Source organism: Nostoc sp. (genome assembly GCF_036917615.1).
In the GTDB taxonomy this organism is placed as follows: Bacteria; Cyanobacteriota; Cyanobacteriia; order Cyanobacteriales; family Nostocaceae; genus Nostoc.
On record NZ_JBALCZ010000004.1, the window covers coordinates 46,847 to 73,106 of the forward strand.

At 42.9% G+C, this 26,260-nt stretch carries 22 protein-coding genes; 9 read left to right on the forward strand and 13 right to left on the reverse strand.

Annotation, left to right across the window (positions count from 1 at the left end; translation table 11 throughout):
- Positions 1-27: 27 nt before the first annotated feature.
- Positions 28-1,506: an alpha-amylase gene (locus tag V7K85_RS00365; RefSeq protein WP_334810681.1), complete on the reverse strand. Its 1,479-nt coding sequence runs from the start codon at positions 1,504-1,506 to the stop codon at positions 28-30.
- 112 nt (positions 1,507-1,618) lie between these two features.
- Positions 1,619-2,242: a DUF1003 domain-containing protein gene (locus tag V7K85_RS00370; RefSeq protein WP_334810682.1), complete on the reverse strand. Its 624-nt coding sequence runs from the start codon at positions 2,240-2,242 to the stop codon at positions 1,619-1,621.
- A gap of 345 nt (positions 2,243-2,587) precedes the next feature.
- Here V7K85_RS00370 and V7K85_RS00375 point away from each other — a divergent pair, with 345 nt between their 5' ends.
- Positions 2,588-3,664, forward strand: coding sequence for an anthranilate phosphoribosyltransferase family protein (locus V7K85_RS00375; RefSeq protein ID WP_334810683.1), 1,077 nt, complete (start codon positions 2,588-2,590; stop codon positions 3,662-3,664).
- A gap of 132 nt (positions 3,665-3,796) precedes the next feature.
- Here the strand turns inward: V7K85_RS00375 and V7K85_RS00380 are convergent, their stop codons facing one another.
- The gene (locus V7K85_RS00380; protein WP_334810684.1) at positions 3,797-5,221 is read right to left on the reverse strand and encodes an LCP family protein; all 1,425 of its coding nucleotides are present in this window, start codon (positions 5,219-5,221) and stop codon (positions 3,797-3,799) included.
- A 286-nt stretch (positions 5,222-5,507) separates the two neighbouring features.
- Complete coding sequence (locus V7K85_RS00385) at positions 5,508-6,005, reverse strand: hypothetical protein (protein ID WP_334810685.1); 498 nt, start codon at positions 6,003-6,005, stop codon at positions 5,508-5,510.
- 109 nt (positions 6,006-6,114) lie between these two features.
- Here V7K85_RS00385 and V7K85_RS00390 point away from each other — a divergent pair, with 109 nt between their 5' ends.
- The gene (locus tag V7K85_RS00390; RefSeq protein ID WP_334810686.1) at positions 6,115-7,281 is read left to right on the forward strand and encodes an AI-2E family transporter; all 1,167 of its coding nucleotides are present in this window, start codon (positions 6,115-6,117) and stop codon (positions 7,279-7,281) included.
- Between the two features lie 47 nt (positions 7,282-7,328).
- Here the strand turns inward: V7K85_RS00390 and V7K85_RS00395 are convergent, their stop codons facing one another.
- Positions 7,329-8,660, reverse strand: a complete 1,332-nt coding sequence (locus V7K85_RS00395; RefSeq protein WP_334810687.1) for a serpin family protein — start codon at positions 8,658-8,660, stop codon at positions 7,329-7,331.
- Between the two features lie 433 nt (positions 8,661-9,093).
- The gene (locus V7K85_RS00400; protein WP_334810688.1) at positions 9,094-10,689 is read right to left on the reverse strand and encodes a S8 family serine peptidase; all 1,596 of its coding nucleotides are present in this window, start codon (positions 10,687-10,689) and stop codon (positions 9,094-9,096) included.
- Between the two features lie 174 nt (positions 10,690-10,863).
- On the opposite strand from V7K85_RS00400, the gene rpe reads away from it, so the two are divergent.
- The gene (rpe, locus tag V7K85_RS00405) at positions 10,864-11,571 is read left to right on the forward strand and encodes a ribulose-phosphate 3-epimerase (protein WP_334810689.1); all 708 of its coding nucleotides are present in this window, start codon (positions 10,864-10,866) and stop codon (positions 11,569-11,571) included.
- Positions 11,572-12,342: 771 nt separating this feature from the next.
- Here the strand turns inward: rpe and V7K85_RS00410 are convergent.
- The 4 genes from V7K85_RS00410 to V7K85_RS00425 form a co-directional block, all read right to left on the reverse strand.
- On the reverse strand, positions 12,343-12,813 hold the full coding sequence (locus V7K85_RS00410) for a HetP family heterocyst commitment protein (protein WP_334810706.1): 471 nt from the start codon (positions 12,811-12,813) through the stop codon (positions 12,343-12,345).
- Positions 12,814-14,000: 1,187 nt separating this feature from the next.
- Complete coding sequence (locus V7K85_RS00415) at positions 14,001-14,255, reverse strand: ATP-binding cassette domain-containing protein (protein WP_334810690.1); 255 nt, start codon at positions 14,253-14,255, stop codon at positions 14,001-14,003.
- Between the two features lie 42 nt (positions 14,256-14,297).
- Positions 14,298-14,759, reverse strand: coding sequence for a hypothetical protein (locus V7K85_RS00420; protein ID WP_334810691.1), 462 nt, complete (start codon positions 14,757-14,759; stop codon positions 14,298-14,300).
- 672 nt (positions 14,760-15,431) lie between these two features.
- Positions 15,432-17,855, reverse strand: coding sequence for a GH116 family glycosyl hydrolase (locus tag V7K85_RS00425; RefSeq protein WP_334810692.1), 2,424 nt, complete (start codon positions 17,853-17,855; stop codon positions 15,432-15,434).
- Between the two features lie 189 nt (positions 17,856-18,044).
- On the opposite strand from V7K85_RS00425, the gene V7K85_RS00430 reads away from it, so the two are divergent.
- Positions 18,045-18,248 carry a hypothetical protein gene (locus V7K85_RS00430; protein ID WP_334810693.1) on the forward strand — a complete coding sequence of 68 codons (204 nt, stop codon included), beginning with the start codon at positions 18,045-18,047 and terminating at the stop codon, positions 18,246-18,248.
- A gap of 465 nt (positions 18,249-18,713) precedes the next feature.
- Positions 18,714-19,250, forward strand: a complete 537-nt coding sequence (locus V7K85_RS00435; protein WP_334810694.1) for a hypothetical protein — start codon at positions 18,714-18,716, stop codon at positions 19,248-19,250.
- Between the two features lie 422 nt (positions 19,251-19,672).
- On the opposite strand, the gene V7K85_RS00440 is transcribed toward V7K85_RS00435, so the two are convergent.
- On the reverse strand, positions 19,673-21,742 hold the full coding sequence (locus V7K85_RS00440; RefSeq protein ID WP_334810695.1) for a YfbK domain-containing protein: 2,070 nt from the start codon (positions 21,740-21,742) through the stop codon (positions 19,673-19,675).
- 173 nt (positions 21,743-21,915) lie between these two features.
- On the opposite strand from V7K85_RS00440, the gene V7K85_RS00445 reads away from it, so the two are divergent.
- The 3 genes from V7K85_RS00445 (at position 21,916) to V7K85_RS00455 (ending at position 22,697) form a co-directional block, all read left to right on the forward strand.
- Complete coding sequence (locus tag V7K85_RS00445) at positions 21,916-22,095, forward strand: hypothetical protein (RefSeq protein ID WP_334810696.1); 180 nt, start codon at positions 21,916-21,918, stop codon at positions 22,093-22,095.
- A gap of 96 nt (positions 22,096-22,191) precedes the next feature.
- Complete coding sequence (locus V7K85_RS00450; RefSeq protein ID WP_334810697.1) at positions 22,192-22,416, forward strand: hypothetical protein; 225 nt, start codon at positions 22,192-22,194, stop codon at positions 22,414-22,416.
- Positions 22,413-22,697, forward strand: coding sequence for a type II toxin-antitoxin system RelE/ParE family toxin (locus tag V7K85_RS00455; RefSeq protein ID WP_334810698.1), 285 nt, complete (start codon positions 22,413-22,415; stop codon positions 22,695-22,697). The genes V7K85_RS00450 and V7K85_RS00455 overlap by 4 nt, the downstream gene beginning before the upstream one ends.
- Here V7K85_RS00455 and V7K85_RS00460 read toward each other — a convergent pair.
- Together V7K85_RS00460 and V7K85_RS00465 are read right to left on the reverse strand one after the other, a co-directional pair.
- A complete protein-coding gene (locus V7K85_RS00460) occupies positions 22,657-22,992 on the reverse strand; it encodes a hypothetical protein (protein WP_334810699.1) in 336 nt (111 codons plus the stop codon). The two genes, V7K85_RS00455 and V7K85_RS00460, sit on opposite strands and share 41 nt — an antisense overlap.
- Before the next feature lie 139 nt (positions 22,993-23,131).
- Complete coding sequence (locus V7K85_RS00465; RefSeq protein ID WP_334810700.1) at positions 23,132-23,509, reverse strand: CU044_2847 family protein; 378 nt, start codon at positions 23,507-23,509, stop codon at positions 23,132-23,134.
- 67 nt (positions 23,510-23,576) lie between these two features.
- On the opposite strand from V7K85_RS00465, the gene V7K85_RS00470 reads away from it, so the two are divergent.
- Positions 23,577-26,260, forward strand: a 2,684-nt coding sequence (locus V7K85_RS00470) for an nSTAND1 domain-containing NTPase (RefSeq protein ID WP_334810701.1), incomplete at its 3' end; no start/stop codon positions are given.

Consider the following 26,260-nt stretch of genomic DNA (forward strand, 5'->3'; position numbering starts at 1 on the left):
TCTGGATGAATGGTAATAAAACCCTGACTACGACTGTGAAACCCACACAGAAACTGAACCAGCACTGCATCCAAAATCAGCCCAGCCCTCATCATTCGTTGTGACGGGTTCGCTGATATGTTCAGTGATATCAATGTAAGTGCTGTTGGGTTGCCCAACTTCCATCCACTTAGTCCCCTCTCCCCCATTACTCAAAACAACCGCCATACCGCCAGGATGCTCTTCATCTCCTAAGCGTGTCCAGCCGATTGTATTAGGGTGGTCGAAGTAATCGTATTGGTCGCCATACGCATAGGTTTGACGAGCGTGTAAAAATTTATCAATTATCCATTGATGACTATCGAGCCAAATCTCATACTCATTCCCATCTGGGGCTTTATCCTTGTAATTAGCACCATAGTAATCTGCGTAGAAGATACAGGGATAACCCTCACTTCGCAGTAGGATCAATGCATAAGCCAACGGTTTAAACCAGCTTTCTACTACAGACTCCAACGACTGCAAGGGTTGAGAATCATGATTCTCTACTAAAGTAACGGCTAAAGTAGGTTGTTGTTGCACCAAGGTGTTATCAAATATCTGCCGCATGTCGTAGTCACTGCCTTGTGTGCTGGCAGCGCTAAAGTTATAGTGCAATGGCGCATCAAACAACATCACATTACCCTCGGTAATGTTAAGGAAATGGTGGAGCGCTTCAACTTCATAAGACCAATATTCACCAACGGCAAACAGATCGCGACCTGCCTTTTGGCGACAGTGAATCAGCCATTCTGGGAAAAAGCCAGCTCTAACGTGTTTAACGGCATCAAAACGAAAACCATCTATATTAGTGGTTTCTACAAACCATTCACCCCAGCGATTCAACTCCTCGCGCACTTCTGGACTCTCCATATCCAGATCGCATCCCATGAGATAGTCGAAAGCGCCTTTTTCTAAGTCAACGTTGTCGTCAAAGTGTTTATCTTTGAACAGATAAACTGCATTCTCACCTTGGTTGTAAACGTTGTAATCAACTGCGTCGAAATGCCACCAGTGCCATTCCATATCGGAGTATTTGCCTTGGCGACCTGGGAAGGTAAAGTGAGTCCACACTTTAATCTTTTGCATCTCACCGATCGCCTGGTTGCGATCGTCTGGACTATAGGGCGTTGCTTCCACCTCTTCTTCTACGTCTGCACCTAATTTGTGGTTGAGGACAACATCAGCATACACTCGAATACCAGCATCTTTTGCAGCCTTGACAGCAGAGATATACTCGTCTTTTGTACCGTACTTTGTCCGAACCGAGCCTTTCTGGTCAAACTCGCCTAAATCATACATATCGTAGACCCCGTAGCCGACATCAGAGCTACCCCCTATTCCTTTGTAAGCTGGGGGTAGCCAAACAGATGTAACACCTGCATCAGCTAACTCTTTGACTTTCTCTTTAAACTCATTCCAAAGATTGCCATCTGGAGGGATATACCAATGGAAGTACTGCATCATTACACCATTCAGTTGAGCCATCTGTATCCCTCTACTCAAATATTACGATAAATTGTTATTGCTGACACAAAAATTATACTTTAAGTTTTGTTTGATGTTTCTAAATAGAAAAAAAATCTCCTAAAAAACTGCATCAACTCATCTTGTTTTCTTCTGTGGATGACAGTTCTTTAGCTAGGTTTTTCTGGAGTGCTTCCAATACTGCGATCGGGTCAGCAGCTTCCCGCATCAATTCAGCTTCCGAATCATGCCGATTTATCACATCAGGTAAATCGTTACGGAGTTCTTCTAATAGAGCAATAATCTTGGCTATTTTTTGCTCGGAGAGCAGGTTAAGCTGTAGCATCAATTGCGCCCGCTGTTCGGCAAAGTTTTCTTGGCGAGTTTGTCGCACCAGCACTCCGGTTGAAATCACCAATGCAGCTGCGTCTAAGCCTTGACCTGACCAGCTAAACGAGGGCAGGTCGAATGGCAAAAAGGGATCAAGAAAACTGCCAAAAATCCACATAGCCAGTATGAGTAGTAAACTATACATAAATGTCGATCGCCCAAAGAATGTAGCGATCGCTTCTAGTATCCGCTGGTGGGTGGGAATATCTCGAACTTCCTGAGTATGAAGTAAACTAATCGCTTCAATATTTTTTGCGATCGCGTCTGGTAATGGAGCCGTGATCACTTGATTTCGAGAAGCTTTCTCTTTGAGTTCGTTAGCAGCTGTGAAGTATTTGTTGGCTGTGTCGTTTGTTTTTCGCGTCATGCAGCAACTACTGAATCTAAATGTTACTTGTTTATTGCTTGTCTTGTGATGGTGTCGGCAAATGGATCTCAAAAGGCTGAAAACCTGATTACACCATGATTAAATTTAGTGTATCATATGCTACGCACTACTTTGTTAATTTCATTTTTTGAAACCTTTCAGAGCAGTATAACAAGTAATTATACAGTAAGTAGTAGATAGCACTTTCTACTACGTAAGCTTGATTAGTGTAAGTTAGCAAGAACCGCAGGTATCGCTCTTTGGGAAAAACTTTTTGGTTTACTTTAAGTCTCATTAGTTATTAGTCATTGGTCATTAGTTATTTTCAGAAAGGACAAAGGACAAATGAGCAATGTATTTAGGGAATTCCTGCAAAAAGTAGGCAGCGGTAACCACACAGCGGAGAATTTAACTCGCGCCCAAGCAGCCACCGCTACTAAAATGATGTTGCTGGGTGAAGCTACACCAGCCCAAATTGGAGCGTTTTTGATTGCTCATCGGATCAAGCGTCCCACAGGTGAAGAGTTGGCGGGAATGTTGGATGCCTATGAGGAACTGGGGCCAAAACTGCAACCAATCGTCTCTGGGCGACCAGCGATCGCTTTTGGTATACCTTATGATGGCAGAACACGCACAGCACCAATTAGTCCGGTAACAGCTTTACTACTCGCCGCAGTTGGACAACCAGTGGTAATGCACGGTGGCGATCGCCTACCAACTAAGTACGGTTTACCCTTAATAGATATTTGGCAGGGTTTAGGAATCGATTGGACTACCCTACCACTAGCAAAAACCCAGCAAGTGTTTGAGCAAACGGGAATCGGCTTTATTTATCAACCTCAGCATTTTCCCTTAACTAAAAGTATTTGGGAGTACCGCGACCAACTCGGCAAACGTCCGCCCTTGGCGACAATGGAGCTAATTTGGTGTCCTTATGCTGGGGATGCTCACGTAATTGCTGGGTTTGTTCATCCCCCGACAGAAGGGATGTTTCAGATAGCTCTGGAACTGCGGGGAGTAACAAAATTTACATTAGTGAAAGGATTGGAAGGTAGTTGCGACTTACCGCGCGATCGGACTGCGATCATCAGCTTATCTTCATCCGTAGCATCCCAAGAGGTAGAACGATTGCACCTCGTACCGCGTGATTACGGCTTTACTACCAAGAACGTACCCCTTGGAACTACTGAAGAACTGGTGGCGGATATTCAGGAGGTTTTAGCAGGTAAACCAGGCGAACTAATGCAAACAGCCTTGTGGAATGGTGGATTTTACCTATGGCGGAGTGGTATTTGTCCAGATATGTCAAAAGGTTTAGCCAAGGCAGAAGAATTATTAACCAATGGTGTGGTAGCAGCTAAACTCCAAGAACTTAGCCAGGTAGTAAATTCACTGACACCAGCAGTATTTCAACCAGTGTAAACAGTTCAGTTAGAAACATCGATTTCATCATTTCAGGGTGTCAACATAATTCGTAATTAATTACGAATTACGTTAGTGTAGCGGTAGCGAGTCCGCGTCCCTTGCGCGTCTTTTAGAGAGCGTCATTAGTAATTATTTACTCAGCGACTCCTCCAAAAGAGATTTTTGTTGCAACCAATCCTGACCCACTTGGATACTGATATCCGAGCCAATGTTGCCAGTACTTTCCACACGCACTTCGCCAAATCCCAAAGTGTTGCGAATTGATTCGGCAGTGTCACCATCTCCTTTTTGGGCGACAATGTGAGTTACATCTAAAGGTTCACCCCATGCCTTAGCCACATAGATATTGCGATATCCAGATTTTTCCAAGGCTCTAATTAATGGTCGGAGGTTAGAGCGATCGCCTCCTGTACTATCTTGAATTGCTACACGCAAAGAGCGTGGGTCAGTCGCAGTCGCCTGCTGTTCCTGCTCTGATTCCAAACCAAAGTGTTGAGCCATCAGTTTAGCAATACCATCTTTGTTGGGTAACCAGTAGCTAGCATCAAACTCGCCTTTCTCGCTAAAGCGACCTGGCAGCATTAACATTTGCATATTGGAGCGATTTGTCCGCACCCCAAAACCCATTAGCGCCACTAACTCCTCAACCGTCAAGTTGGTATCGATGTGGTCTTTCACTACATCAAGAACTTTAGGTAATTGAGCAACAGTAGCTGGGTTGAGTGTTTGATCCATCAAAGCACGGATGACCATTTGCTGCCGCTGAATCCGACCAATATCACCGAGTTCGTCATGGCGAAAACGCAGCAATTCCAGTGCCTTATCGCCGTTGAGATGCTGCTTACCCGCCTTCAAATTGATGTACAAATGCTGGGAATCATCCTGGTACTTCATATCTTTGGGGACGTAGACTGTTACGCCCCCCAAAGCATCGATCAGCTTGGCAACTCCCAAAACGTTAATTCGGACATAGCGATCAATTCCCGCCCCCCCTAAGAGATTACTGACGGTTCTGGCAGTCAAAGCTGGCCCACCGTCAACATTGGCAGCATTAATTTTTTTCACCCCATACCCCTCTATTTCTGTGCGGGTATCTCTGGGAATGGAGAGCATAATTATTTTTTTCGTCTCTGGATCAAATTTGAGCAAGAGCATCACATCGGAAAGACCATCAAAGGAGTTTACCTGAGGCTGGTATCTGAGGTTTTTGGTTTCTGGGGGAGGGTTTTGGATATCCGGGGGAAGTACGCTCATTCCCATAACCAAAATATTCACGGGGCGAGTTAATTCTGAAAATCGCAGCCCACCTCCAGAAATGCGATCGCCATCAAACACCGCCTCATCCTTTGGACTTAGCTGGGCTTGTTGCAAAGGCGTACTGGTCAAAGACACCGCCAAAAGCGCCCCTGCTGTTGCTGACACCATCGCAATCCCACTCATACCTACCCAAAACCACAGCCAACGTCCGGATTTCGAGTTCTGGGAAATTTTCTTACTGGACTTTGAGGCTTTTCCCGACTGGTTTTCTTCCGCCGAACTTCTTTGAATGGTCACAGACTTCCTCACACTTACTCACTAATCAAATTCGGTAAATTTGCAGACTAAAAACATGCAGACAAATCAACCCATAATAGCTAACTCTTAATTATTAGTGCTATCTTTTTTAATGTAGTGTCAACCACAACACTTATAGCAGCATTTATCCTTCTTTTGGGCCAATCTAGAGATGTTTTTCTGAAGTATGGCAATAATAAACTGGATTTGACTAGATATATGGATAAATCAACCATAATTTTTTAGGAAATAAGTAAAAATACTGGTAAAATCTCACCCTAAAAAATTAAGATAAATACTTGCCAAGCACTCGTTCTGCTAAAGTACTAAATCCTGGTAAACGCCCAGATTTGCCCTGCATCAGACGCAAAATCAACCAGACACTTACTAAAAAGTAGCCCGATGTGAGAAAGCTATTGAGGATAAATAGACGTAGCGTCAAAAAATCTGAAGTTGCTGCACCGGTAGCCAATAATAAATATCCTAACAGCCAAGTAAGTGCCAAAGTAATAGATAGACGACTAATAGCAAGTTGTTCCCGACTACCCTGGCCCCGATAGAGAGTCCACAAGGAGGGAAAAAAGCCGATAATCGGAATCAAATATAAAAGCAACTGTGTTTTGGGGATTAGGGATTGGGGATTGGGCAGAAAAGGCAGAGAGGCTCTTTGCTGGGTGCAAGGGGGAGAATTAAAAATTACTTCTTTGCCCTCTGCTCCCTGCTCCCTGCTCCCTGCTCCACTACTTCCCCACTCCCTAGTCTCTTTCGGTTCAAAGTTTTCCATTGGGCTTAGTCTAACTCCTAAACTAGAGGGATGAATGAGACTCATATAGTTAGAGATAATAAGCTGTAAAGAAAGATTTCATTTAGTTCTATCCCGCAATCAGCTCAAAATGCAGACACGCAAGCTACTCGACTGGTGGCAAAAATTCACACCAATAGCGCGAATCGGGGCGATCGCGTTATTCCTGCCGCTGCTAGTTCTCAATGGTTGGGCACTTTCGGTATTCTTTAATTATTTCCATTCTCTCATAGTCATTTTAGTTGCAGCCTCAGTGCTAGCATTTCTGCTCAACTACCCCGTGAGCTGGATGGAGCATCATGGTGCGAGGCGAGAGCAAGTCGCTATCCTAGTATTTCTCTTAGCTTTATCAATTTTATTGGCGTTGGGTGTTACACTTATTCCCCTGGCCCTTACCCAAGCCCAACAACTGGTGGCTCGTTTGCCAGAGTTGATCGACTCTGGACGCTCTCAGTTAATGATATTAAACGAAAAAGCTGAGACTTTTGGCTTACCGATTAACCTTGATGCTCTGGTTGTGCAAATCAACGATCGCGTCAAGGGACAATTACAAGCGATCGCTGGACAAGTTCTAAATCTGGCGGTAGTTACAGTCACTAGTCTGCTAGATATTCTCTTGACGATGGTTTTGACTTTCTATCTTTTACAGCATGGGGGTGAACTCTGGCAAAGTTTAGTGGAATGGCTACCTAATAAATTTCGCGATCCTTTCTCCAAAACAGTCCGCCTCAGCTTCCAAAATTTCTTCATCACCCAGCTAATTTTATCTACTTGCATGGCATCAGCCCTCATTCCTACCTTTTTGTGGCTGAAAGTGCCATTTGGGCTGCTGTTTGGCCTAACTATTGGCCTGATGGCTCTCGTCCCCTTTGGCGGTTCTGTAGGCATCGCCCTGACTACACTATTGGTAGCGTTGCAAGATTTCTCAATGGGTGTGAGAGTCTTGATAGCAGCAGTGATTGTACAACAAATTCTTGAAAACTTAATTGCCCCCCGAATTTTAGGTAGCTTTACGGGTTTAAATCCAGTTTGGATTTTAATTTCAGTCTTAACAGGGGCAAGAATTGGCGGACTGTTGGGTGTAATTGTGGCAGTACCCACAGCTGTTGTAATTAAGACCGCCTTAAGTGCCTTGCGTCCTGGTAGCCAGACAAACGACAGCGCCACTGGGGAGATAACTGCACCCGTTGCAGCAAACGAGTCCCCGAAAGCTGACGCGAAAAACACTCTGAGTATTTCGGAAGCGACATTACCCTAGAATTAAATTCAAAATTCAAAATTCAAAATGAAAGAATTTTGAATTTTTTACTGTGGGTCAATGATCGAACCCATAAACAAAACCCTTCCCGTCTGATTATCCCTAATCGCACAGAAGAAGGGACGGTCAACAATCATTCGGAATGGTTCTGGTTCCAGTCTCACAGCTGTTGCTCTTATACCCACTGAAGTAACCGCAGCCGCTTCCGTGCCTTCTTCGTTCACTTCCACAAAAGTTTTATGCTTAACTTCGCTAATAGCAAAATTTTTACCCATGCCGGAAAAATTGGCTTTGTCGCTGAAAGCCTCTTCCATGCCTAAAGTTTTTAAGGCATCATTGAGTGTAACGTCGTAATCTGTTTTGAAGCGGGGTAAACGAATAAACCCTTTTTGTTGGCTGAACTGAGTCATCCATTTTTCCCAGTTCTCAACATTCAAGTTTTGATAGAAGGCTTTGAGGTTAGAGTTCTGTTTCGGCAAGAAAATATAAAAGCTGAATTTACCATCTTTGCCATAAGGTAAACTAACTGCCTGAAATTGTTTGCTTTCATAGTATCTATAGTCACCATCCTGTGACATCATCGGATGTTGTTTTTGTTTGCCAGGTGTGCTGTAAAAAGGGTATTGAGCAGTTTGATTTTTATCAAATTCTTTGCTCCATTTTCCTTTAAAATATATGGCATTTATCAGAAACAACACCTGATCTGGTTCAATGTTTCCAATTATCTGATCGATTTTGCCATTAGTATTCTCTTTTACCCAGTTATTGATAATACTAGGTGCTGCGGGATCTTGAAAATTTAAATTGCTGACCTTAGCTTGATAGAAATCCTGCGTTCTTTGGAGGAAGTCTGGCCGAAAGCTAACATTTTTATTTGCCCAAAGTGAGTTAGCAATCTTCAGTTGTACATTGGGATCTGAATTTTCTAAAAGCTGCTTTAATGCCGCCTTGTAAGAAGAGTTGATTTCTTGCAGATTTATCCCTTGTAATTCCAGGGTTTTGGCGATCGCTAGTTGAGTCGTGCCGCTCGCGCCATTGTAGGTCATAGCTAGAGCGATCGCGACACTCGAAGGTGAGATAAAAACATTCTTCTTACCATTATCACTTTTCAGAACTTCTGAAAATAGTTTGAAGCCAAACTTATTGGTAGACTCAAGGATTTTTGTATCAGTCTTGAGTGTTTTTTTTTGCGATGGAGTTTCTGGCTGAGGTAAACTAGATTGGGCAAGGGCACTTTTATTACTATCGACTTGAGAATACCCTAATACACTAAATAGAACAACACTTGCAGCTGCCAGAGCATAACGTCTGCCTAGACTCACACCATAACGTCTTTGCATGAAATTTTCTCTCATACTACTATATTTCTGCGTGTTCATTATATCACCTCACTTGCCAAAGATTCCCGATCTGTGCTAAAGGTTGACGCAGATACTGTGTCAATGATTAACTATTGCATTTGCTCCAATAGAAAAAGGGGACTGTTACAGAAACTGTAACAGCAAGTTAGTAGCTTAGAGGAATAAAACACAACTTGTGATTGCTAATTCCTAATTCAGGCGGCTATACAGGAGTTATGAAAATTTTGCTTTTTAGGAATTTTCCTATTTATGTATAAACGTATTGTAAGCTACGTAATCACAAAATAACTACTTCTGTTGGGTTTTTATAGATAAAATAACCTTTCTCAGTTGTACGAAATACAGAACTTTCGTAGGAATGCACAGCTGTGCGCCCCTACAGGGGACTGTGCTTAAAATAGATGATATAAACGCTGTAAGTTCACACAGATGACAGTTGTGCGCCCCTATTTCAATTCATAGGTACACTCCACCAAGCTAAACTATAGGGTTGACTCACTTGATTGAGCTTTTGACGAAACTGGACGCGGATTTTGTAATTGCGAGTAGCAGCAACCGGGCAGAAAATATGTTCTACACTATCGATTTGACTAATTGAGGAGCAAACAGCACCAGCATCTGAATTTTGAGCATCAGCTTTTACTAAGTAGAGGTCGAGATTATTCAAACCGCGATCGCGAAAATTTTCGCCCACGTCATATTGCTGGTTTTTATTTTTATCGTTGAGTTCTACCAATCGATCCCAACTTAGGGTAACAGCAACAAAACTCCCCTGCTTTAACGGTTTTGCTAATATATAGTCAACAGATGTTCCAACATTGACTGTGCGATAATCCCAACCAATAGCCGGCACCGCGGCTGATGGCTGCCATTGACCAGCACTAAATTGCTGATAAGCGCGAAATGCGTTCAAATGACCCGCTCCCATTTGGGCATCCAAGGGAATCTTTGGATCTTTATAAGCATCTGAATCTAGCCAGTTTTGATTTTGTTTATCAATTAGCGTCCGGCTCATTCCCAACCGTAAGCCATCACCGCTATCTTGGATTTTGTCTGCTGAATTCAGCAATACAGCTTTCATCACTTGATGATGCCGAGAATCGATGCTCCAGTGGGGTTGTTTTGCCCGGAGCTGTCGGTCAGCAAATTCCTGCAACAGAGCAACAGTAGCCGCAACTTGAGGTGCTGCAAAACTTGTCCCTGTAACCTTATTCAATTTGCCATCTGGATTGAGCAAAGCAATATTATTCCCAGGAGCAACTAAACTGATAGCGCGACGCCCACCAAGATCAAATTCCCTTCCAACTAGCTTTCCACTCACTCCTTGGTTAGCACCCGCGAGATTAGCCACGTCTACTTTGTTAAAAACTCCCCCTCTGCGGGATGAAAAAGCCACGTTCACTCCGTTAAAATTATCTGTAGGAATGGGAATACCCCCCTTACCCTGGTTGCCAGCGATCGCATACAAAACATCATGAACGCGACTAGACCAGTCAACACATAAAGTTAGTAAAGCATTACCGTCTAAAGTAGCCTCTGGTCTAGGATCGCGGCTCAGAGGTTCACCAAAGCTAAAATTAATGGCACGGACATCGCCACTATTTTGTAGCGCTATGTGCTGGGCCGATAAGCACTCTTCTGGCTGACCCATGTTTTTAGTAGAACCCACCGCAGATGAATACAGTCGTGCTCCCGGAGCAACTCCCGGTAAAGCTTTGTTTTGACTCACCATCACACCAGCGACATTGTAGGCGTGGGAATCAACACCGCTATTTGATTTAGCTGGGCCATCGCGTAAGAATACTGCCGCTAAAGATATGGCGCGATTTTTAGACACCGCCTTATCCCACCCAAACATTCCCGGTCGGCCAATTTCCACTTGACCAATAGCAATCTTACGACCGATTAAATTATAAGGAAATTGGTGTAGCTTCAGAGCATCAATGCCATTAGTTCCGAAAGCAGATTCTAAAGCTGAAGCAATTACCGGCGCACTCAGACAAGAAGCACTTAATCCCCAAATTATCCAGGTTAGTTTTTTAGTCATTTGTCATTAGTCATTGGTCATTAGTCATTGGTCATTAGTTAGGAGTTAGGAGTTATTATTCTCCTGATCTCCCTCATCTCCCCATCTCCCAAAAAAGCCGGGATCAAAGTTATGAGTCTTGCTCAATGTTTTGTTACAATGCGTACAGACGAGGACGCTTAAAACCCACTAGCCATGACCCAAAACCGATCTCAAAAGCCCATTGTAATTGCTCCATCTATCCTATCAGCCGATTTTAGTCGTCTGGGTGACGAAATTCGTGCCATAGACGAGGCTGGAGCAGATTGGATTCATGTTGATGTAATGGACGGTCGTTTTGTACCCAATATTACGATAGGTCCTCTGATTGTGGAGGCGATTCGTCCGATTACGACCAAGCCACTAGATGTCCACTTGATGATTGTGGAGCCAGAAAAGTATGTAGAGGGATTTGCTAAGGCGGGTGCCGATCATATCACCGTACACTGCGAGCATAATGCTTCCCCACACCTGCACCGCACCTTGGGGCAAATTAAAGAACTTGGTAAGAAAGCTGGAGTTGTACTTAATCCTGGTAGCCCTCTAGAGCTAATTGAATACGTTCTAGATTTGTGCGATTTAGTACTGATTATGAGCGTCAACCCTGGTTTTGGTGGTCAAAGCTTTATCCCTGGTGTATTACCCAAAATCCGCAAGCTGCGTCAAATGTGTGATGAACGCGATCTTGACCCTTGGATTGAAGTGGATGGAGGACTGAAGGCAAATAATACCTGGCAAGTTTTGGAAGCGGGAGCCAATGCAGTTGTCGCAGGTTCAGCTGTATTTAACGCTAAGGATTATGCTGAGGCTATTACAGCAATTCGCAATAGCAAGCGTCCTACCCCAGAATTAGCCAAGGTTTAATTCATTTTTAGATTAACTGTATTCCAGAAAAAATCAGGTGGGCAAATTGCCCACCTGATTTTTATTTACACATAAAAAAACTGGAAGTTATTTAAGTTTTGAACTTCCAGTAGTTGCTATATAAATTGAAACTTTAGAAAGCAGAGATAATCCCGGTTGGGAGGACTGGGATTATCAATAGTCGAAAGAGAAGCGTATGAACTACTAGTTCTAACAGCCACAACAACGATTTCACCGTAACTTTTCTATTTCTGTTCCTGGTATTGATGTTAAGCGTTTGCTTTATTAACTAAAGCAACACCAACCACAGTCTAGAAAGTTTTATAAGCATTACTCGTACCGTCTGCAGTCGGTGAAAGCTGTGAAAGTTTGGATTGGGAGAAGCTACCGCTCCAAATTCTCTTTGCTCAGACTTTCTCAGAAATTGAACCACCAGTAGCAACGGTTGGGTCATCGGTCTTGGTGTAGGAGTTATTTACTTCATGAAATGCTGACTATTTTTGTAATCAGTTTGATTGATTTCATAGTTAGAACTGAACATTGATTTTATTTTTTAAAATTAACTTACTTGCCAATCACCTCTATTTTGGTTGAAGTTGTAGTTTTTATTAGTTTACCAATATCATTAGTGTATATTTGCCATTTTGGCAGATTTTTGAAAAAAATATCAAATTTATCACTGCTATAGAAAACTTGCCATGCATTTTAGCATAGCAGGTTTTCAGACACTCAATCAACTCTAGGGCAGAATTTATTGATTCCAAATAGTTTTTAATTGAATCCACAACGTTTCAAGGAAATATCTTGAGTCCTGTCTGGTTTTAATTGCGATTTACTTGATTGATGCTCGTTGATTTGCTGTGGCATTCTTTCATCTAAGCTACTACCACGAATTTCTGTTTTTTGCTTTCCAACTACCTCAAGATAAGCTCGGTCTTTGATTTTGCTTAAGCAGCTTGATGATCCATTGCTATCAGATATTGAATCATTAGCATGTTTCAGCATTTTTATATTTTCACTTTGCTGTTGATTTGGCCTATTGGCTTTAGAGTTTTCTTTTAGCAATCGATTGTAGGTGCGATATGGAATGTAATGGAGAGGATTATAGCCAGCAAATCGCAGCATTAAAACACATGCCCACGAATATTTTCCAGCAAGAATTGCTTCAACTACTTTGTCAAATTGTTGAGCCTTCACTGTCTTATCTAAGTTACTACTAATGCCAGCAATGTCTTGATTCATCATAGTTTTTGGTTATCTGGGATGAAGTAAACTAGTTCAGTTTCTACGATTGTTGGTGTTTGAATTGAGATTTACAAACTGCACTAGCTTTTTTGCAGCTGTTTTATCGCTGATCGGAAAATATGATCAATGGGAGTTAAAAGTAAAAATTTACCTTTTGTCTTGTATATGACTGGTAGGACAAAAGTCTCGCGTGGCTTTTGGTAGATACAATTTTGTCCTCTTAAACTTTTGAACTCCTAATTCAATAAGTTTTATCTGTTCAAGTGCTTGTATTTCTTACTACTGTTGAATTAAGCATTTTCCGGGAATTTTGCATATTGTTTTCAGCTAGTAAAGAAAATTTATTTATCTTTGAGCGTTAGCAAGGCTATTCGTATTTATACTATTTTTTGTCGCTAATGTCATCCACTAAGTTAGCAGATTAATAAGCTAAATCTACTGAATATATTTCTATACGTACTTGCCTATTGTGCAACTTTTGATTTTGTCCCCTTTTACTAATTTATGAGGGGTCTTACCCCTCACACAATATCAATTTAAAGCCTTTATTATTGTCGAGTCACTAAAAAATATTACCATGAACGATGAGGTAAAACAACTTATAAAAATAGGAATGTAGAGAGACTTTAAAAACTTGAGCAGTCATAGATATTGAAAATACTTTTTAAATATCTTCAATTAGATAATGTTATCTATTAGTCTTGAATGTCCTGATATATAAAGACTACAGCTTTAGTTTATCTAAATAAAATCGCTGAAAAATGCTGATGAATATTTCATAAGCATTAGCCAAGAATTAACAGATAGCCTAGTGTTAAAAAAGAATTAGTGCTTAGTCGTAAGATATATAGTTTTAATTATCATCAACTTAGTTAAGCAAAACACCCGTAACGTGATGCTTTCAACGAAAAAGATGTAGCAGGCTAAACCTGTACAATTTTAGAAAATTCCCTAATAGAGAGAAAGCTAATTAGCAGAGAATGTTGCTAAGTTTATTTAGCAACAATTTGGATATGTATTAATATCTAACAGATTTATACAGGTGAGATTACAGATGCAGTTGCAGTTGGGCTAAGTGGTAATAAAAACCGCCAATTGCTATGAGTTATTGATCAATGCCTTACTCAACGAGGATACCTCGGTCTAGAACAAGCATATAGTCGCATGATGAAGGTGGTACAAGCTTAATTAATCGGGGTTAAATTCTGTTGAAATTGGCGTTCCGACTGGATATCTAGCGCACTAGTTGCTTCATCCAAAATCAGAATTGCTGGGTTCTTAATCAGTGCTTGATCGCTGGCAATTTTTTGTCGTTGCCCACCAGAAACCATTGCACTGCGTTCTCCCACGAGGGTGTTATACCCCAAAGGCGGTTCTTGATATCCTGTGCCTGGGCTAGTGCAGGCAGATGCGATCGCCCTTGGCGTTGGCGGAGCCATCGCTTGTTCTAAAGTAAATTCCGAGCGACATCTGCCCACACATCACCAATAATTTTCCAGATTAGGTATACGCTGTAACAATTGTCTGAGGTTAGAAATGTTAATTTGAGCTAGAAAAGACGCACTTGCTGCGATCGCCCGATATGCTAAAGGTTGTTTGCAAAATAAATGGTATACCCTAAAAGTTTGCTTAACTGACAGCAACTGAGTTGAAACTTCTCGTCTAATAGTTGCGTTAAACGCAAGTAGTCGCACTCGACCCTGGCAAACTAAGTACACAAGATTGTTATTATCTTCAGTTTCCCCATCTATACCATAGATAGTTACCTCGCCGCCTAGTTGAAACTCACGGAGAACCCAGACTTGGCTAAATTCAGATTCTAGATTTGTATCCCCTGCAACTATCCTCAAATTTTTAAGGATAGCCACTTTTGGAGTAGGAGACTGCTGGTTACTTGTATATTTTACATCTCCCTGAACTCTTAATGACGAAAAGGAGTTCATGGTTTCATTTCGGTTTTTTGGGAAATATTAGCAAGATTTCTGGCTAAAGCTAGTAATATTTGCATTTTCTCAAAGAGTAGTCTTGAATTCTCAATCCTTCAACTCTTACCATTACTGGAATTTTCCTTCGTTTCCGGAAACACTTGTAAAATAAAATCACAAATCTAGACTCTGCTTTTTTAGATGAAGACGGGCTAAATTACGTGGAAGACCGTTCGTAGGGGTACACATCGAATAAGGTTCGGATAAGATCCCCCCGCCTGTGGCGACCCTGTTAAAAAGGGAGTAATTAGAAGAAAAAGCCCGCCAATTTATCGGGGGGTTGGGGGGATCTTCGAGGAATAAACACGTTAACTGAACCGTATTGGGTAGACATCTGTCATTGGTGTCAACTTAACGTCAAAGCCTGTCTAGATAAGTCCTTCAAAGATTGCCTCCAAAAGAAGTCTCCGACTCTTAATGCCTAATAGACATCTCCAGAAAAGAATGTAGAGACGCGAAATTTCGCGTCTCTACAAGGGTTTGAGTGAACTTGCGGCACCGCAATGAGGTACATTTCCAGCCAGAGGCTGGAAACGAGATTTTAAAGGAGTTTTAGCTGAAGTTGACACCCATGACATCTGTGCTACTCTACGTGTGTTGCATCAAAACGAGAACCGCTTTGATAGCTAATCAATTAATAACTAAGTAAATTCCCCAAATTGCCATTGCCCGTAAGTAAGTGCTAGCACGGAAAGTACCAGCTGCGGTGATAGCTTCAGGCGTGCGAAATTGCAGACCATTGTCATAAATTTGTTGTACCACAGCTTGCGTCAACCTAAACGCTTCATCCTTCATTTCCATCTGCACGAGAAAAGCCGCCAGCCCAAAGTTTATCCCTGTCCAGACTTCCAGGGGATGAGTAGCTTTGGGATTTTCTGGTGAACCGTCAGGACGAACACCATTAGCAGCACCAAACTCACCATTGCAGAATTTCAAAAAGCAAGCATCATAAACAGTTTTCAGGGCAGAAAGGGCGCGATCGCTCGGTACAATATCAGGTAAGTCCAGCAGACGGGCGTAGAATTGTCCGCACAATTGATCTGCCATTACCACATCGGAACCACTTTCACTATCGAGTCGATAATATTGCCCATTCCAAAGTTTTTCTTGGTAAATAGGAAGAGATTGGTGTAACCAAGTTTCATAAGTGGATTTTTGCGCTGCCAACTCTGCTGTGTTACCTGTCTGGTAAGTTAATAAAATATCGCTGATAGCGATCGCAGCCTCCAGCGCCGCTAACCACAACCCACCACAATAGGCGCTGACACCCTGCAACCGCCAATCATCAAAGGTTTGGTCAGGCGCACCAGAATTTTCGGGAATCCCATCGCCATCAAGGTCAAAAGTTTTCAAGTAATCGAGGGTTTGAACGATCGCATTCCAACAATCTGCCAAGAATTCCACATCGTCAGCACCCGTGAGCAGAAAATCACGGTATACTTGCAAGACAAAATCACTACTTAAATCTTTCCATAAATTGCAGTCTTGATAGCTGGTGTAATTGGTTTTCTCCCAGACATGTTCATTCGGTGCGCCTAAATCGTGGGGTGTTGCACCTACGACTTTGCGAACTGCAATCGGGCTTTCTGCCTTAATTGTCATGTAATAGCCAATTATTCGGGGAGTATCATCACCTTTAGGAATAGCCCGTGCAAATGCCCGCATTACCGACTTTTCCAGTTCTGGAAACAACATCAGCAGCCCAAAAGAGCCATACAACCGCACATCTAAACTTTCATACCAACGGTAATCTAAGCACTCTAGCACCGCAAACTGACCGATGGGGTCAAGTTCTGACGCTGCACTCCAGAGAGTACCGCCGCTAGTGAGGTCGTAAAGCTCATTAAATAGAGCCATCTTAAACCAGTCGCGTAAATCTTCCCGGTCGAGAATGGGTTTTTGCCAACTTTGAATTTGCGATCGCCAGGTTTGATATTCTTGTAGCGCAGTAGATGCGATCGCCCAAGCGTTGTTACCACTTTTACCCCAAAAGTCTGTATATCTACGGTAATAGTTAACTCCAGCAGCAAATTCTGTGATCGGCAAATCCCAAGCAAGCACAAAGGGGATTTCGAGAGTTTCCCCTGGTTGGAGAGTGAAACGGAGTGCGATGCCTGCGGCCGGCGTAGCCATCGCAGCCCCTAATTGTGTATTTTCTGTTGCTGTCGTATCTAGATAATTAGGCAAAGAACCATCTTTAGCAAAGCTTTGCCACACCTCCTCACCCGTTCCTTCAGGATTCCACCGGCTGTGGTGAAATACTTCCACCTGGGGATGCTTCAGGGTCGCAATACACCAGGTTCCATCGCCTTCTTGTAAAGCATCACTACCAACCCGACCGAAAAGACAGCCAAACTGTTGTGTATTTTCAACTATCTGGTTATAGTTCCCTTGACTTTCACCCCAGCGCGGTTGGTATTCGTAAACCGGACTACCATCATCGCGGACTCGCACTTGGGGAGATTTGAGGGCATTAGTAAACCAGCCCACCATATTTTGCCAACTGAGCATAATGCTGAGAGTAATCGGTGCATCTGTGGGGTTGTGGGCATTCCAGAGGAATATCGCCACAGGGTAGCTAGTTTCTTGGTAATTGCCTGCCCAGATTGGTGAAAACTGCTCACAAGTCAACTGGGCTTGAAATACATTTTCATACACAAACCAGCTACGCGGGTATAGCGCCTGATAATTGCCCGTCCTCTCAGTGCCCGTAAGTGTCGGATACCACTGCCAAGCCTTGAGAGTGCTGTCATCGGGCGCTTGCGTAGATAAAGCGTAGGCTTGGGAAGATGTGCTATTGGATTCAAACACACTGAATTGACAGGCGGGAACGTTTTTAAAGGTATGCTCACCGCCGTCGATGTGCCACAGGTTAAAATCTCCCCGTGAAGAACGACCGATGCAACCTGCACCAAAGCCGCCTAAAGGCATACCATGCCAAGGGCCATCATCGGTATTACTTGTATAGCGGACGGTATAAGGTTTGTCCCAGCCTAAACCGATGGGACGGCTCCAAGTGCAAGAGGGAATTTCTAGGGAAAGTTGATTTGTCATCGCCTAATGTTACAGCGTGCAGTTACGTCAATGAAGACTAGCGCGATGTGCGATTTTTCTCAAGTTGTTTGTAGTACACATTGTCTCAGGGGCACAACATTATTCACCTGTGCCAACTGAATAGAGCTACTTTTGGACTAAATTTTCCATAACAGCGTGATTTTCGTGACGACAGCTTGTTCATTTAGAGTGACGGTACTTGAACTGGTAAAACTGGCGATCGCTTATTTTCGGTGTCTAATGTTTCAAGCTGCAACTATTGCGGGAATATCTTGGTTGCGCTTCGGATTTACTAGTACTCTCTCTAGTTTTCGACGTGGTATCGCTGATTTTCATCCCGGACAACAACGAGCAAATACCCTTTTTTTCTCCAAGCTAATCATTGAAATTTGAGAGCAAAAAATTCCTTCAAGACAGGGCAAAACCAACCCCAGACTCCTCAAAAAACTTCGCTGAAAGTTTCCGTCTAGAAAACCAATCTACAGAAGAATGGGAACTAAATTTCAACCGCTTTCCTACACCCCGGAAGGAAGGTTTCAGTTTTCTGCCCCATCTTGCCAGAAATTGCTGCCACCCGCTATTTCCAAATATTCAGCATTTAATCAAATCTTTATCTACTCTTTATCTACTCTTTATTTATATTTACTCGGAAGATTCTCCAGCATTTCTCTCACTAATATTTTTCTTTATCTAAAGATAAATGTCTGTTTATAAATGGTTTAGATTATCATTTATGAGTCTTAAATAACAGATGCTTATTATTATCATCATCAAGATTTTACAGTTTGTCACTACAATCGGGTAATTTATTGGGATAATTGAAAAGATAATAATTTTACTTTCTGGCATTTGGCAATTATGAACCCTAACCTAAAAGATATATCTTCAAATCCGCCGCGTCGTCAAATTCTCAAAACTGCTCTCACCTTTGTGGCTGGCTTAACCACGACATCACTGGTATCTTTTTTGATTCCCAAATCCACAAAGCCAGCACAAGCAATTGTTGTGCAACGACCAAATGAGTTTGAACTTAAGGGCGAAGGTATTGACATCAAGTATGCAATTCTCAATGGAGTTGCACAGCTTGATTACAGAACTCAAAATATTTCCCTTCATTTCAGTGGTAATCAAATTCAGACATTAGATACTGATATCGGTACACTACTCACGGTAATTATTAGCAAACCACCAAACCCTAACTTTGGAGGAAATATAGTCAGACTGACCTTACTCATACCAATTATCAACTTAGTTATTGGTAACCGAGAAGCTCCTGTCCAAACCGAAGCCATTTTAACTACTGGAAAAACATCAGGAACTATCCGTACTCCCATGTTTGGACAATTACAGTCATATCAGACTCTTGTACTTAAGGGAACCGCTAGATACCTCTAGATACGGCAATTCAAGAGATATCGCTCCTTAAGAAAAAGTGTTGTTCCTCTTAATAGCAGCCGACTCAATCATCAGTATGTTCAACTTAGTTACAGTCAGCCGTCTCTCTAACAATTGACGAATCCCATAGTGGCTCTGTCCCACGACTGATTCGAGACACCCAATCTTTCAGATTTGGGTGTTGGCTCTAATATCTATATTTCACTTCGCTACACGGCAAGGGTGCAGGGGGAAAAGCTCTTTTATCAATACAGTGGAGAGCGATCGCCAGGGGCACGCTATTCGCTCTTGCTGTTTTGGTGTGGGTTATGAATATCTCCAAGATATTACAGCGCTTTTCAAATAATTGAACTACACCACTCCCTACTCCCCGTCTCAGTTGTGGTCTAAATACCTGAAAAATGCTGTAAAACCAATCCAAATCATTTCTTGGTAATCAACCCCCTAGATTGCTCCACCAGGCGAATGAATTCACCCCGATAGCCCTCCTGGTCTTCCCCCTTCCCTTGAGTTGCCAATTTCATCACCAAATCATAGTTAGCATTCCCCTTATACTCAGAGTCACGTAGCACCATCCCAAAGGTAGCCACCGCCGCAGCAAATCTCAGGTTTGTGGAGGGTATCTGGTCGGCTCTCAAATCATCATCTTGGATGGTTTGGGTAATTAGTTGACTAGTGCTGTCCTGGGGCAATTTATAGCGTAGTTTCACCTGCATCAACTCATTACCAGCAGCATCCGGGGCAGTTTCACCAGAACGCTGATAGCGCAAGGGGTCTATCTCCGGCAGTTTCACATCACTCTTCGTACCAGTGGGAATTATTTCATAAAGTGCTGTGACAGAATGACCAGATCCAATATCCCCTGCATCTTTCTTATCATCATTGAAATCCTGGTTTTGCAGCAGGCGGTTTTCGTAGCCAATCAAGCGATATGCTTGAACTTTCGCCGGATTAAATTCCACCTGAATTTTCACATCTTTGGCAATGGTAAACAGAGTTCCCCTCAGATCATTAACTAAAACCTTTTTGGCTTCCAATAGGGTATCGATGTAAGCGTAGTTACCGTTACCCTTATCAGCCAGTTGCTCCATTTTTCCGTCCTTATAATTGCCGGTGCCAAATCCCAACACCGTCAGGAAAATTCCCTGGTCTCGCTTCTGTTCAATTAATCGCGTCAGGTCGGCATCACTGGAAACCCCAACGTTAAAATCTCCATCGGTAGCTAAAATTACTCTGTTATTACCAGACTTGAGGAAGCTTTGTTTGGCTATCTTGTAAGCTAGTTCAATGCCCTGACCGCCAGCAGTGGAGCCTCCAGCCTCCAAGCGGTCAATTGCCGCCAGAATTTTTGATTTCTGACTACCAGGAGTAGCAGGTAACACCAATCCAGCATTCCCAGCATAGACTACCAAACTTACCCGGTCTTCAGGACGTAGTTTATTTACCAGCAATTTCAGGGACTGTTGCACCAAGGGTAATTTGTTGGGGTCATCCATAGAACCGGAGACATCAATCAGAAATACTAGGTTGCTGGGTGGTAAGGTTTCACTCTCTAGGCGTTTACCTTGCAAACCCACCTCTACCAGCTTGTGTTCAGGATTCCAGGGAGCAGCAGCAACTTCAGTGGTGACAGAAAAAGGGCGTTCGCCTTTTGGTTGGGGATAATTGTAAGTAAAATAGTTGATCAGTTCCTCAATTCGCACTGCATCCTTGGGTGGTAATTCCCCTTGAGTAATAAATCGTCGCACGTTGCTGTAGGATGCTGTATCTACATCAATGGAAAAGGTGGAAAGGGGGTCATTACTGACGCGATGAAAGGGATTATCCTCAATCCGGTCGTAATTTTCTGTATTGAATCTGCTACCTGTTTGCGGCTCAGGGGCAACCCTTCCAATACTGCTACCAGCTTGGAGTTCAGGAATATTCGCACGGTTAGCACCTTGAGGAAGGACAGATGAGTCAGACGGAATGCTAACGGGTGGGGCCGTGGGTAAGGGTTGAGTCTTTCGGGTAGACTCAGCTTGAGTACGTTCTCTGGTAGTCTGAGTAGGAGTCATGGGACTACGAGCTTCCAATTCATCTCTCGGATTTCTTAGGGTTGCTAACTCCGGTGCAAATTCAGACTGCAAGCGTTGCAGAGTTTTCATATCCGCTGGGGTAACTATCTTGGGGTCAGTCGCTATTAGCTCATTGCTCCGATTTAGACAGGCATTCAAGACTGCGGCAAACTCAGTCCGGGTTACAGGAAGTGTGCCAAAGTTTTGGACGGGGACGACACAACTATACTGTTGTACCAATGCCTGGAGTGCTTGGTAGTCATGGTGATTGGGTAGAATCGAGGTTGTTGGGGTAGAACTGGGAGCAGTCTGATTGGCTGGAACCGCAACCATAACAGACTGACGAAAAATCGCAATTCCTACTGACGGTATTAATAACAACAGTGTTACAATACTGACTCGCTGCCACATTTTTAACTGAATCGGGTAAGACATGCTTAAATCCTGAGACTAAATTTGTTCTGTTATATCTGAAGTTTCTACTTACCTAGAATAGTCTTGAGCAGCCTGGGATTTCATAGCCGTTGCAGTTTTGGTAACTGTAACTTATACAACACTAATCATTGCCGTCTAGTATCAGGGTATATAACAGTGTTTATTAGTATCGTTTGAATAATCTGGGTCAAGCAATTACTCAGTCGCTCAACTCCAAAGCATTGAATCAGAATATATTCGCTTCAGGCGATCGCACAATTTACTGGTATGAAGTGGGACAATTAGACATCTTTGCAAAAGAATGTAGAGACGTGAAATATTGCGTCTCTACAAGGGTTTCGGTGAACGCATAATTGCGTAGCCCGCCGTAAGCATTGCTGCTATCGTAGCTTGGGTTTGGTTAGCTTGAAGTACAATTAAATCTAAATTTAAAAAAGAATCACAGCAGTATGGTAACTCTGGAACAAGCACTCGATACAATCAGCCAACTCCCGCCAGAACAGCAAGAAATGCTCATAGAAATTATCAAGAATCGCCTGATCGAAACTCGTCGCCAAGAAATTGCACAGGATGCGAAACTTGCGATCGCTGCTTTTCATCAAGGTCAACTGTCCCATCAGTCTGTTGCAGAAGTGATTACAGAATTACGAACAATACTGTCAGAAAGTGAATGAGACAATTAGTTATAACCCCGAAATTCAAGCGATCGTTCCGTAAGTTAGTTCTCCCTAATCCTCAGCTACAAGAAAGAATTGAAGACACCTTAGAACAGATGCAAGAGGATATTTTTCTACCCCGACTTACTACACACTCTCTTGAAGGTGAATTATCGGGATTAAGCGCCTGTTCCTGTGGTTACGACTGCCGAATTGTGTTTTCACTCGAAACCGATCGTCAAACCGAGGAAGAAGTTATCATTTTGCTTGATATTGATATCCATCATGAACTCTACTGAGCTCAATCCTGCGTTGACGTAGCTTAACGCAGGCATCACGTTCTGAATCTTCTTTGGTGACTAATGGTGCGATCGCCAAGAATAAGACAATGTTAATGGTGGTAATACCAAATCTATGTGAGCCTGCATAGAATAATTCTTTTGTCAGGCACGAAATTTCAAGTGTTTTATTCTGTGCATCTTCATAGAGAACTGGTATAAGTGAAAGGCAATAGTCTGACGACAAGCCTAAAGTTTCGCAGCCTCCGACTTTGTACTGTGCGTCTACGCTTACCCTTTGAACTCGAAACTTCATGCTTAGAACTGCAACATCTAAGATTCAAGGGTCAATTATTGTGAGTGAAGGACGATACCGAATAGCCCATCAAAGACATCGCTTCCATAATTCCTAGCAGAGTTGAACGTATAAAGCTTATCCCTGCTAAAGCAAAACCTCAAGTGCTGGAATTTTGCTTCTTCTCAGGAAACTTACACTTCACCTCGATTTCAAAATTACTCTCTGCCGAACCTTCAGTCACGAAGGGTATACCAGTTTTTCCGCCTATCTTCAAGCCAAACTTCAGAGTAATCTCTTCAACTTCAGCTACATCTAAATTTTTAAAAGCGCCAATAGCATATTTAGTATAAGCTCGAATTTGATGGTGAACTTCCTCAATCTTGACAGATGCCTCTTCCCGCCAGCCGTAGGATTCTTTATTTTCATCAACCTCCGGTGTGACTACTTTTGGAACATTTGGCGTTTCCTTCGACTCGAACAGAATTGTATAGATTTCCCCGTCTTCTTCAAAGACTAAACGTTCTATGTTCGACATCAAGCCCTCAGATTTTAGGTGTATTTAAGTTATCTTATTCTGTAACAGACAACTTAAATATGTATAAATGGCTCGTTACGCGCTTGTAGTTGGCATTACAGATTATACGAAGGGACTTCCCAACCTCACAAAACCAGCTACGGATGCAGAAGCAGTCGCGCAGGTACTAAAAGCGCATGGTGATTTTGAGTATATCACTGTTCTCAAAGGGCAAGTTAGTACAACTAAGTTGGCTGAAGATTTAAAAACACTTTTCCAACAACAAGCAGTTAAAAACGAAGCCCTAATTTACTTTACAGGGCATGGCATCACCGTATCTGACAGCTTAGGAATACAACAAGCATATCTAGCGACTTCTGACTTGACAATTGTCACTCAAGGCAAGGAAATTATTCAACAAACAGGCGGGATTAGTCTTCTGAGTCTGAACAATTTAATTAGAGATTCCGACCTGAGTAGTTTAGTAGTGCTGTTAGATTGCTGTCATAGCGGTGAATTTTTAGAACGCAATCTCATCGAAAAAACTCTTACTGCCTTTAGTTCACAGCGCGATTACTACTTTATCGCTGCTTGCAGACGTTTTCAAGAAGCATACGCCATAAAAAGCGCACAACACAGTATTTTTACAACAGCTTTGCTGACTGGGTTGTCACCAGAGAACACTAATGATCATGGAAAAGTCACAGGCGATCGCCTCTTCGATATACTTGCCACAGAACTTAAAAGTAGTGGTCAAGAACCAATCCGCATGGGTTGGGGGCGTTCCATTACTCTAATTACCTACAAGAATCAAAGACAAGTTCAAACGTTTGAAGTCAAAGATGAATGTCCTTACCAAGGTTTAAAAGCCTTTGAAGCGGAACAAAAACAGTTTTTCTTTGGGCGCAAGCAGGTTGTGAGGAAGATTCTGGGGAAACTGGCACAAAATCCCTTTGTTCCGATTATTGGCGCTTCCGGGAGTGGTAAATCTTCTGTAGTTCAGGCGGGTTTGATTCCAGAATTATTAAATAATCGGGATTGGCAAGTTATAGAACCAATCAAACCGGGATTTGAACCTTTAGAAGAATTAAAAACAGCTTTTAAACAATGTTTTAAACAGGCTAATAAACAGAAGCAGTTTCAGACATTGAGTAATAATTACCCAAATAATTTACCTGAAATTATCGAAAATCTCCCAGGCGCAGAGAAATTATTGCTCGTGGTGGATCAGTTTGAGGAAGTATTTACTGGCGGTGCTAGTCAGCAAGAAAAGCAGAGATTTATTGACTTACTGACTCAGGTAGTAGAGATTACCGATTCGCGGTTAGCAGTTGTGATTACCATGCGAGCGGATTTTCTCGAACCCTGTTTGCAATATCCCTCCCTGACTCAGTTAATTCAAACCCAGGCAGTTTATATGCCACCTTTAACCGGAGTTGATTTAAAGGACACGATCGCCGAACCAGCCAAACTTCAAGGTCATAGTGTTGAAGAAGGGCTAATACTGAAGATTTTAGAAGATGTGAAACAAGAACCAGGGTTTTTGCCTCTGTTGGAGTTTGCTTTAACCAAACTCTGGGAGAAACGTGATCGCAATCAACATCAACTCACTCTAGAAGAATATGAAAAGTTGGGAGGATTAACTGGGGCGTTGAATCTCCATGCAGAAAAAGTTTATCTTTACGGAGATTTTGAGGAGGAATTGCCAACCCAAAAACGCACTCAGCAGGAGAAAGAATGGATTGGACGAATTTTTCTGCGCTTAGTGCGAACGGGAGAGGGGGAAAAAGACACCCGACAGCGCCAACCAAAAGCCACACTATTAAATATTGCAGGTGATGACGCCAATCAGCAGCAAGAACTTAGTGAGTTAATAGATGGGGAAGCGGGATTAGTTAAGGGACGCTTGTTGGTTACAGGGAAAGATGAACAAGGACAAGCCTGGATTGATTTAGCCCATGAAGCTTTAATTGAAGGTTGGCAGCAGTTTGCTTGGTGGCGACAACAAGATCGAGATTTGCGGCGGTTGAGCGATCGCTTAGAAGATGCGCGGCGGGAATGGGTGAACAAAAGGCAGGATGACAAATATTTAATGCAAGGGGGATTGCTGGCGGAAGTGAGGGATAGCTGGCAACAATTGCAGCCCCATTTACAATCACCCCAAGAAGATGAGGATTTTTACCAGCGCAGCGATGCCCATGAAAAAGACCGCATTGCCGAACTGGAAACGGCACTCACTGAATCACGATTGCGAGAGAAAGCCGCTAGGGTAGAGAATTTATTGACAGTCCAACCCCTAGAAAGTCTAGTTTTGGCAATTCAAGCTATGGGTGAAAATCTGGAGAAACTACCCCAGCAGATTCTCGCACCAGTTCAGAACAGTTTGAATCAAGTGACGAATAAAGCAAGAGTCTCCATTCCCTTCCGTGGTCATGAAGGTTATGTCTTTTCTGTCGCCATCAGCGCCGATGGGCAGACTATTGTCAGTGGCGGTGAAGACGGCACTGTGCGGTTGTGGAACCTGCAAGGTCAGACCTTAGCTGAACCTTTACGTGGTCATGAACGTTATGTCTTTTCTGTCGCCATCAGCGCCGATGGGCAGACGATTGTCAGTGGCGGTACTGACGGCACGGTGCGGTTGTGGAACCTGCAAGGTCAGACCTTAGCTGAACCTTTGCGTGGTCATGAACGTTATGTCTTTTCTGTCGCCATCAGCGCCGATGGGCAGACGATTGTCAGTGGCGGTACTGACGGCACGGTGCGGTTGTGGAA

Bases quoted from the DNA above. Each gene is read 5' to 3' on its own strand.
- V7K85_RS00365 (WP_334810681.1), bottom strand. From the start codon at position 1,506: ATGGCTCAACTGAATGGTGTAATGATGCAGTACTTCCATTGGTATATC.
- V7K85_RS00370 (WP_334810682.1), bottom strand. From the start codon at position 2,242: ATGACGCGAAAAACAAACGACACAGCCAACAAATACTTCACAGCTGCT.
- V7K85_RS00375 (WP_334810683.1), top strand. From the start codon at position 2,588: ATGAGCAATGTATTTAGGGAATTCCTGCAAAAAGTAGGCAGCGGTAAC.
- V7K85_RS00385 (WP_334810685.1), bottom strand. From the start codon at position 6,005: ATGGAAAACTTTGAACCGAAAGAGACTAGGGAGTGGGGAAGTAGTGGA.
- V7K85_RS00390 (WP_334810686.1), top strand. From the start codon at position 6,115: ATGCAGACACGCAAGCTACTCGACTGGTGGCAAAAATTCACACCAATA.
- V7K85_RS00395 (WP_334810687.1), bottom strand. From the start codon at position 8,660: ATGAACACGCAGAAATATAGTAGTATGAGAGAAAATTTCATGCAAAGA.
- V7K85_RS00400 (WP_334810688.1), bottom strand. From the start codon at position 10,689: ATGACTAAAAAACTAACCTGGATAATTTGGGGATTAAGTGCTTCTTGT.
- rpe (WP_334810689.1), top strand. From the start codon at position 10,864: ATGACCCAAAACCGATCTCAAAAGCCCATTGTAATTGCTCCATCTATC.
- V7K85_RS00410 (WP_334810706.1), bottom strand. From the start codon at position 12,813: ATGAATCAAGACATTGCTGGCATTAGTAGTAACTTAGATAAGACAGTG.
- V7K85_RS00415 (WP_334810690.1), bottom strand. From the start codon at position 14,255: ATGGCTCCGCCAACGCCAAGGGCGATCGCATCTGCCTGCACTAGCCCA.
- V7K85_RS00420 (WP_334810691.1), bottom strand. From the start codon at position 14,759: ATGAACTCCTTTTCGTCATTAAGAGTTCAGGGAGATGTAAAATATACA.
- V7K85_RS00425 (WP_334810692.1), bottom strand. From the start codon at position 17,855: ATGACAAATCAACTTTCCCTAGAAATTCCCTCTTGCACTTGGAGCCGT.
- V7K85_RS00435 (WP_334810694.1), top strand. From the start codon at position 18,714: ATGAACCCTAACCTAAAAGATATATCTTCAAATCCGCCGCGTCGTCAA.
- V7K85_RS00440 (WP_334810695.1), bottom strand. From the start codon at position 21,742: ATGTCTTACCCGATTCAGTTAAAAATGTGGCAGCGAGTCAGTATTGTA.
- V7K85_RS00450 (WP_334810697.1), top strand. From the start codon at position 22,192: ATGGTAACTCTGGAACAAGCACTCGATACAATCAGCCAACTCCCGCCA.
- V7K85_RS00455 (WP_334810698.1), top strand. From the start codon at position 22,413: ATGAGACAATTAGTTATAACCCCGAAATTCAAGCGATCGTTCCGTAAG.
- V7K85_RS00460 (WP_334810699.1), bottom strand. From the start codon at position 22,992: ATGAAGTTTCGAGTTCAAAGGGTAAGCGTAGACGCACAGTACAAAGTC.
- V7K85_RS00465 (WP_334810700.1), bottom strand. From the start codon at position 23,509: ATGTCGAACATAGAACGTTTAGTCTTTGAAGAAGACGGGGAAATCTAT.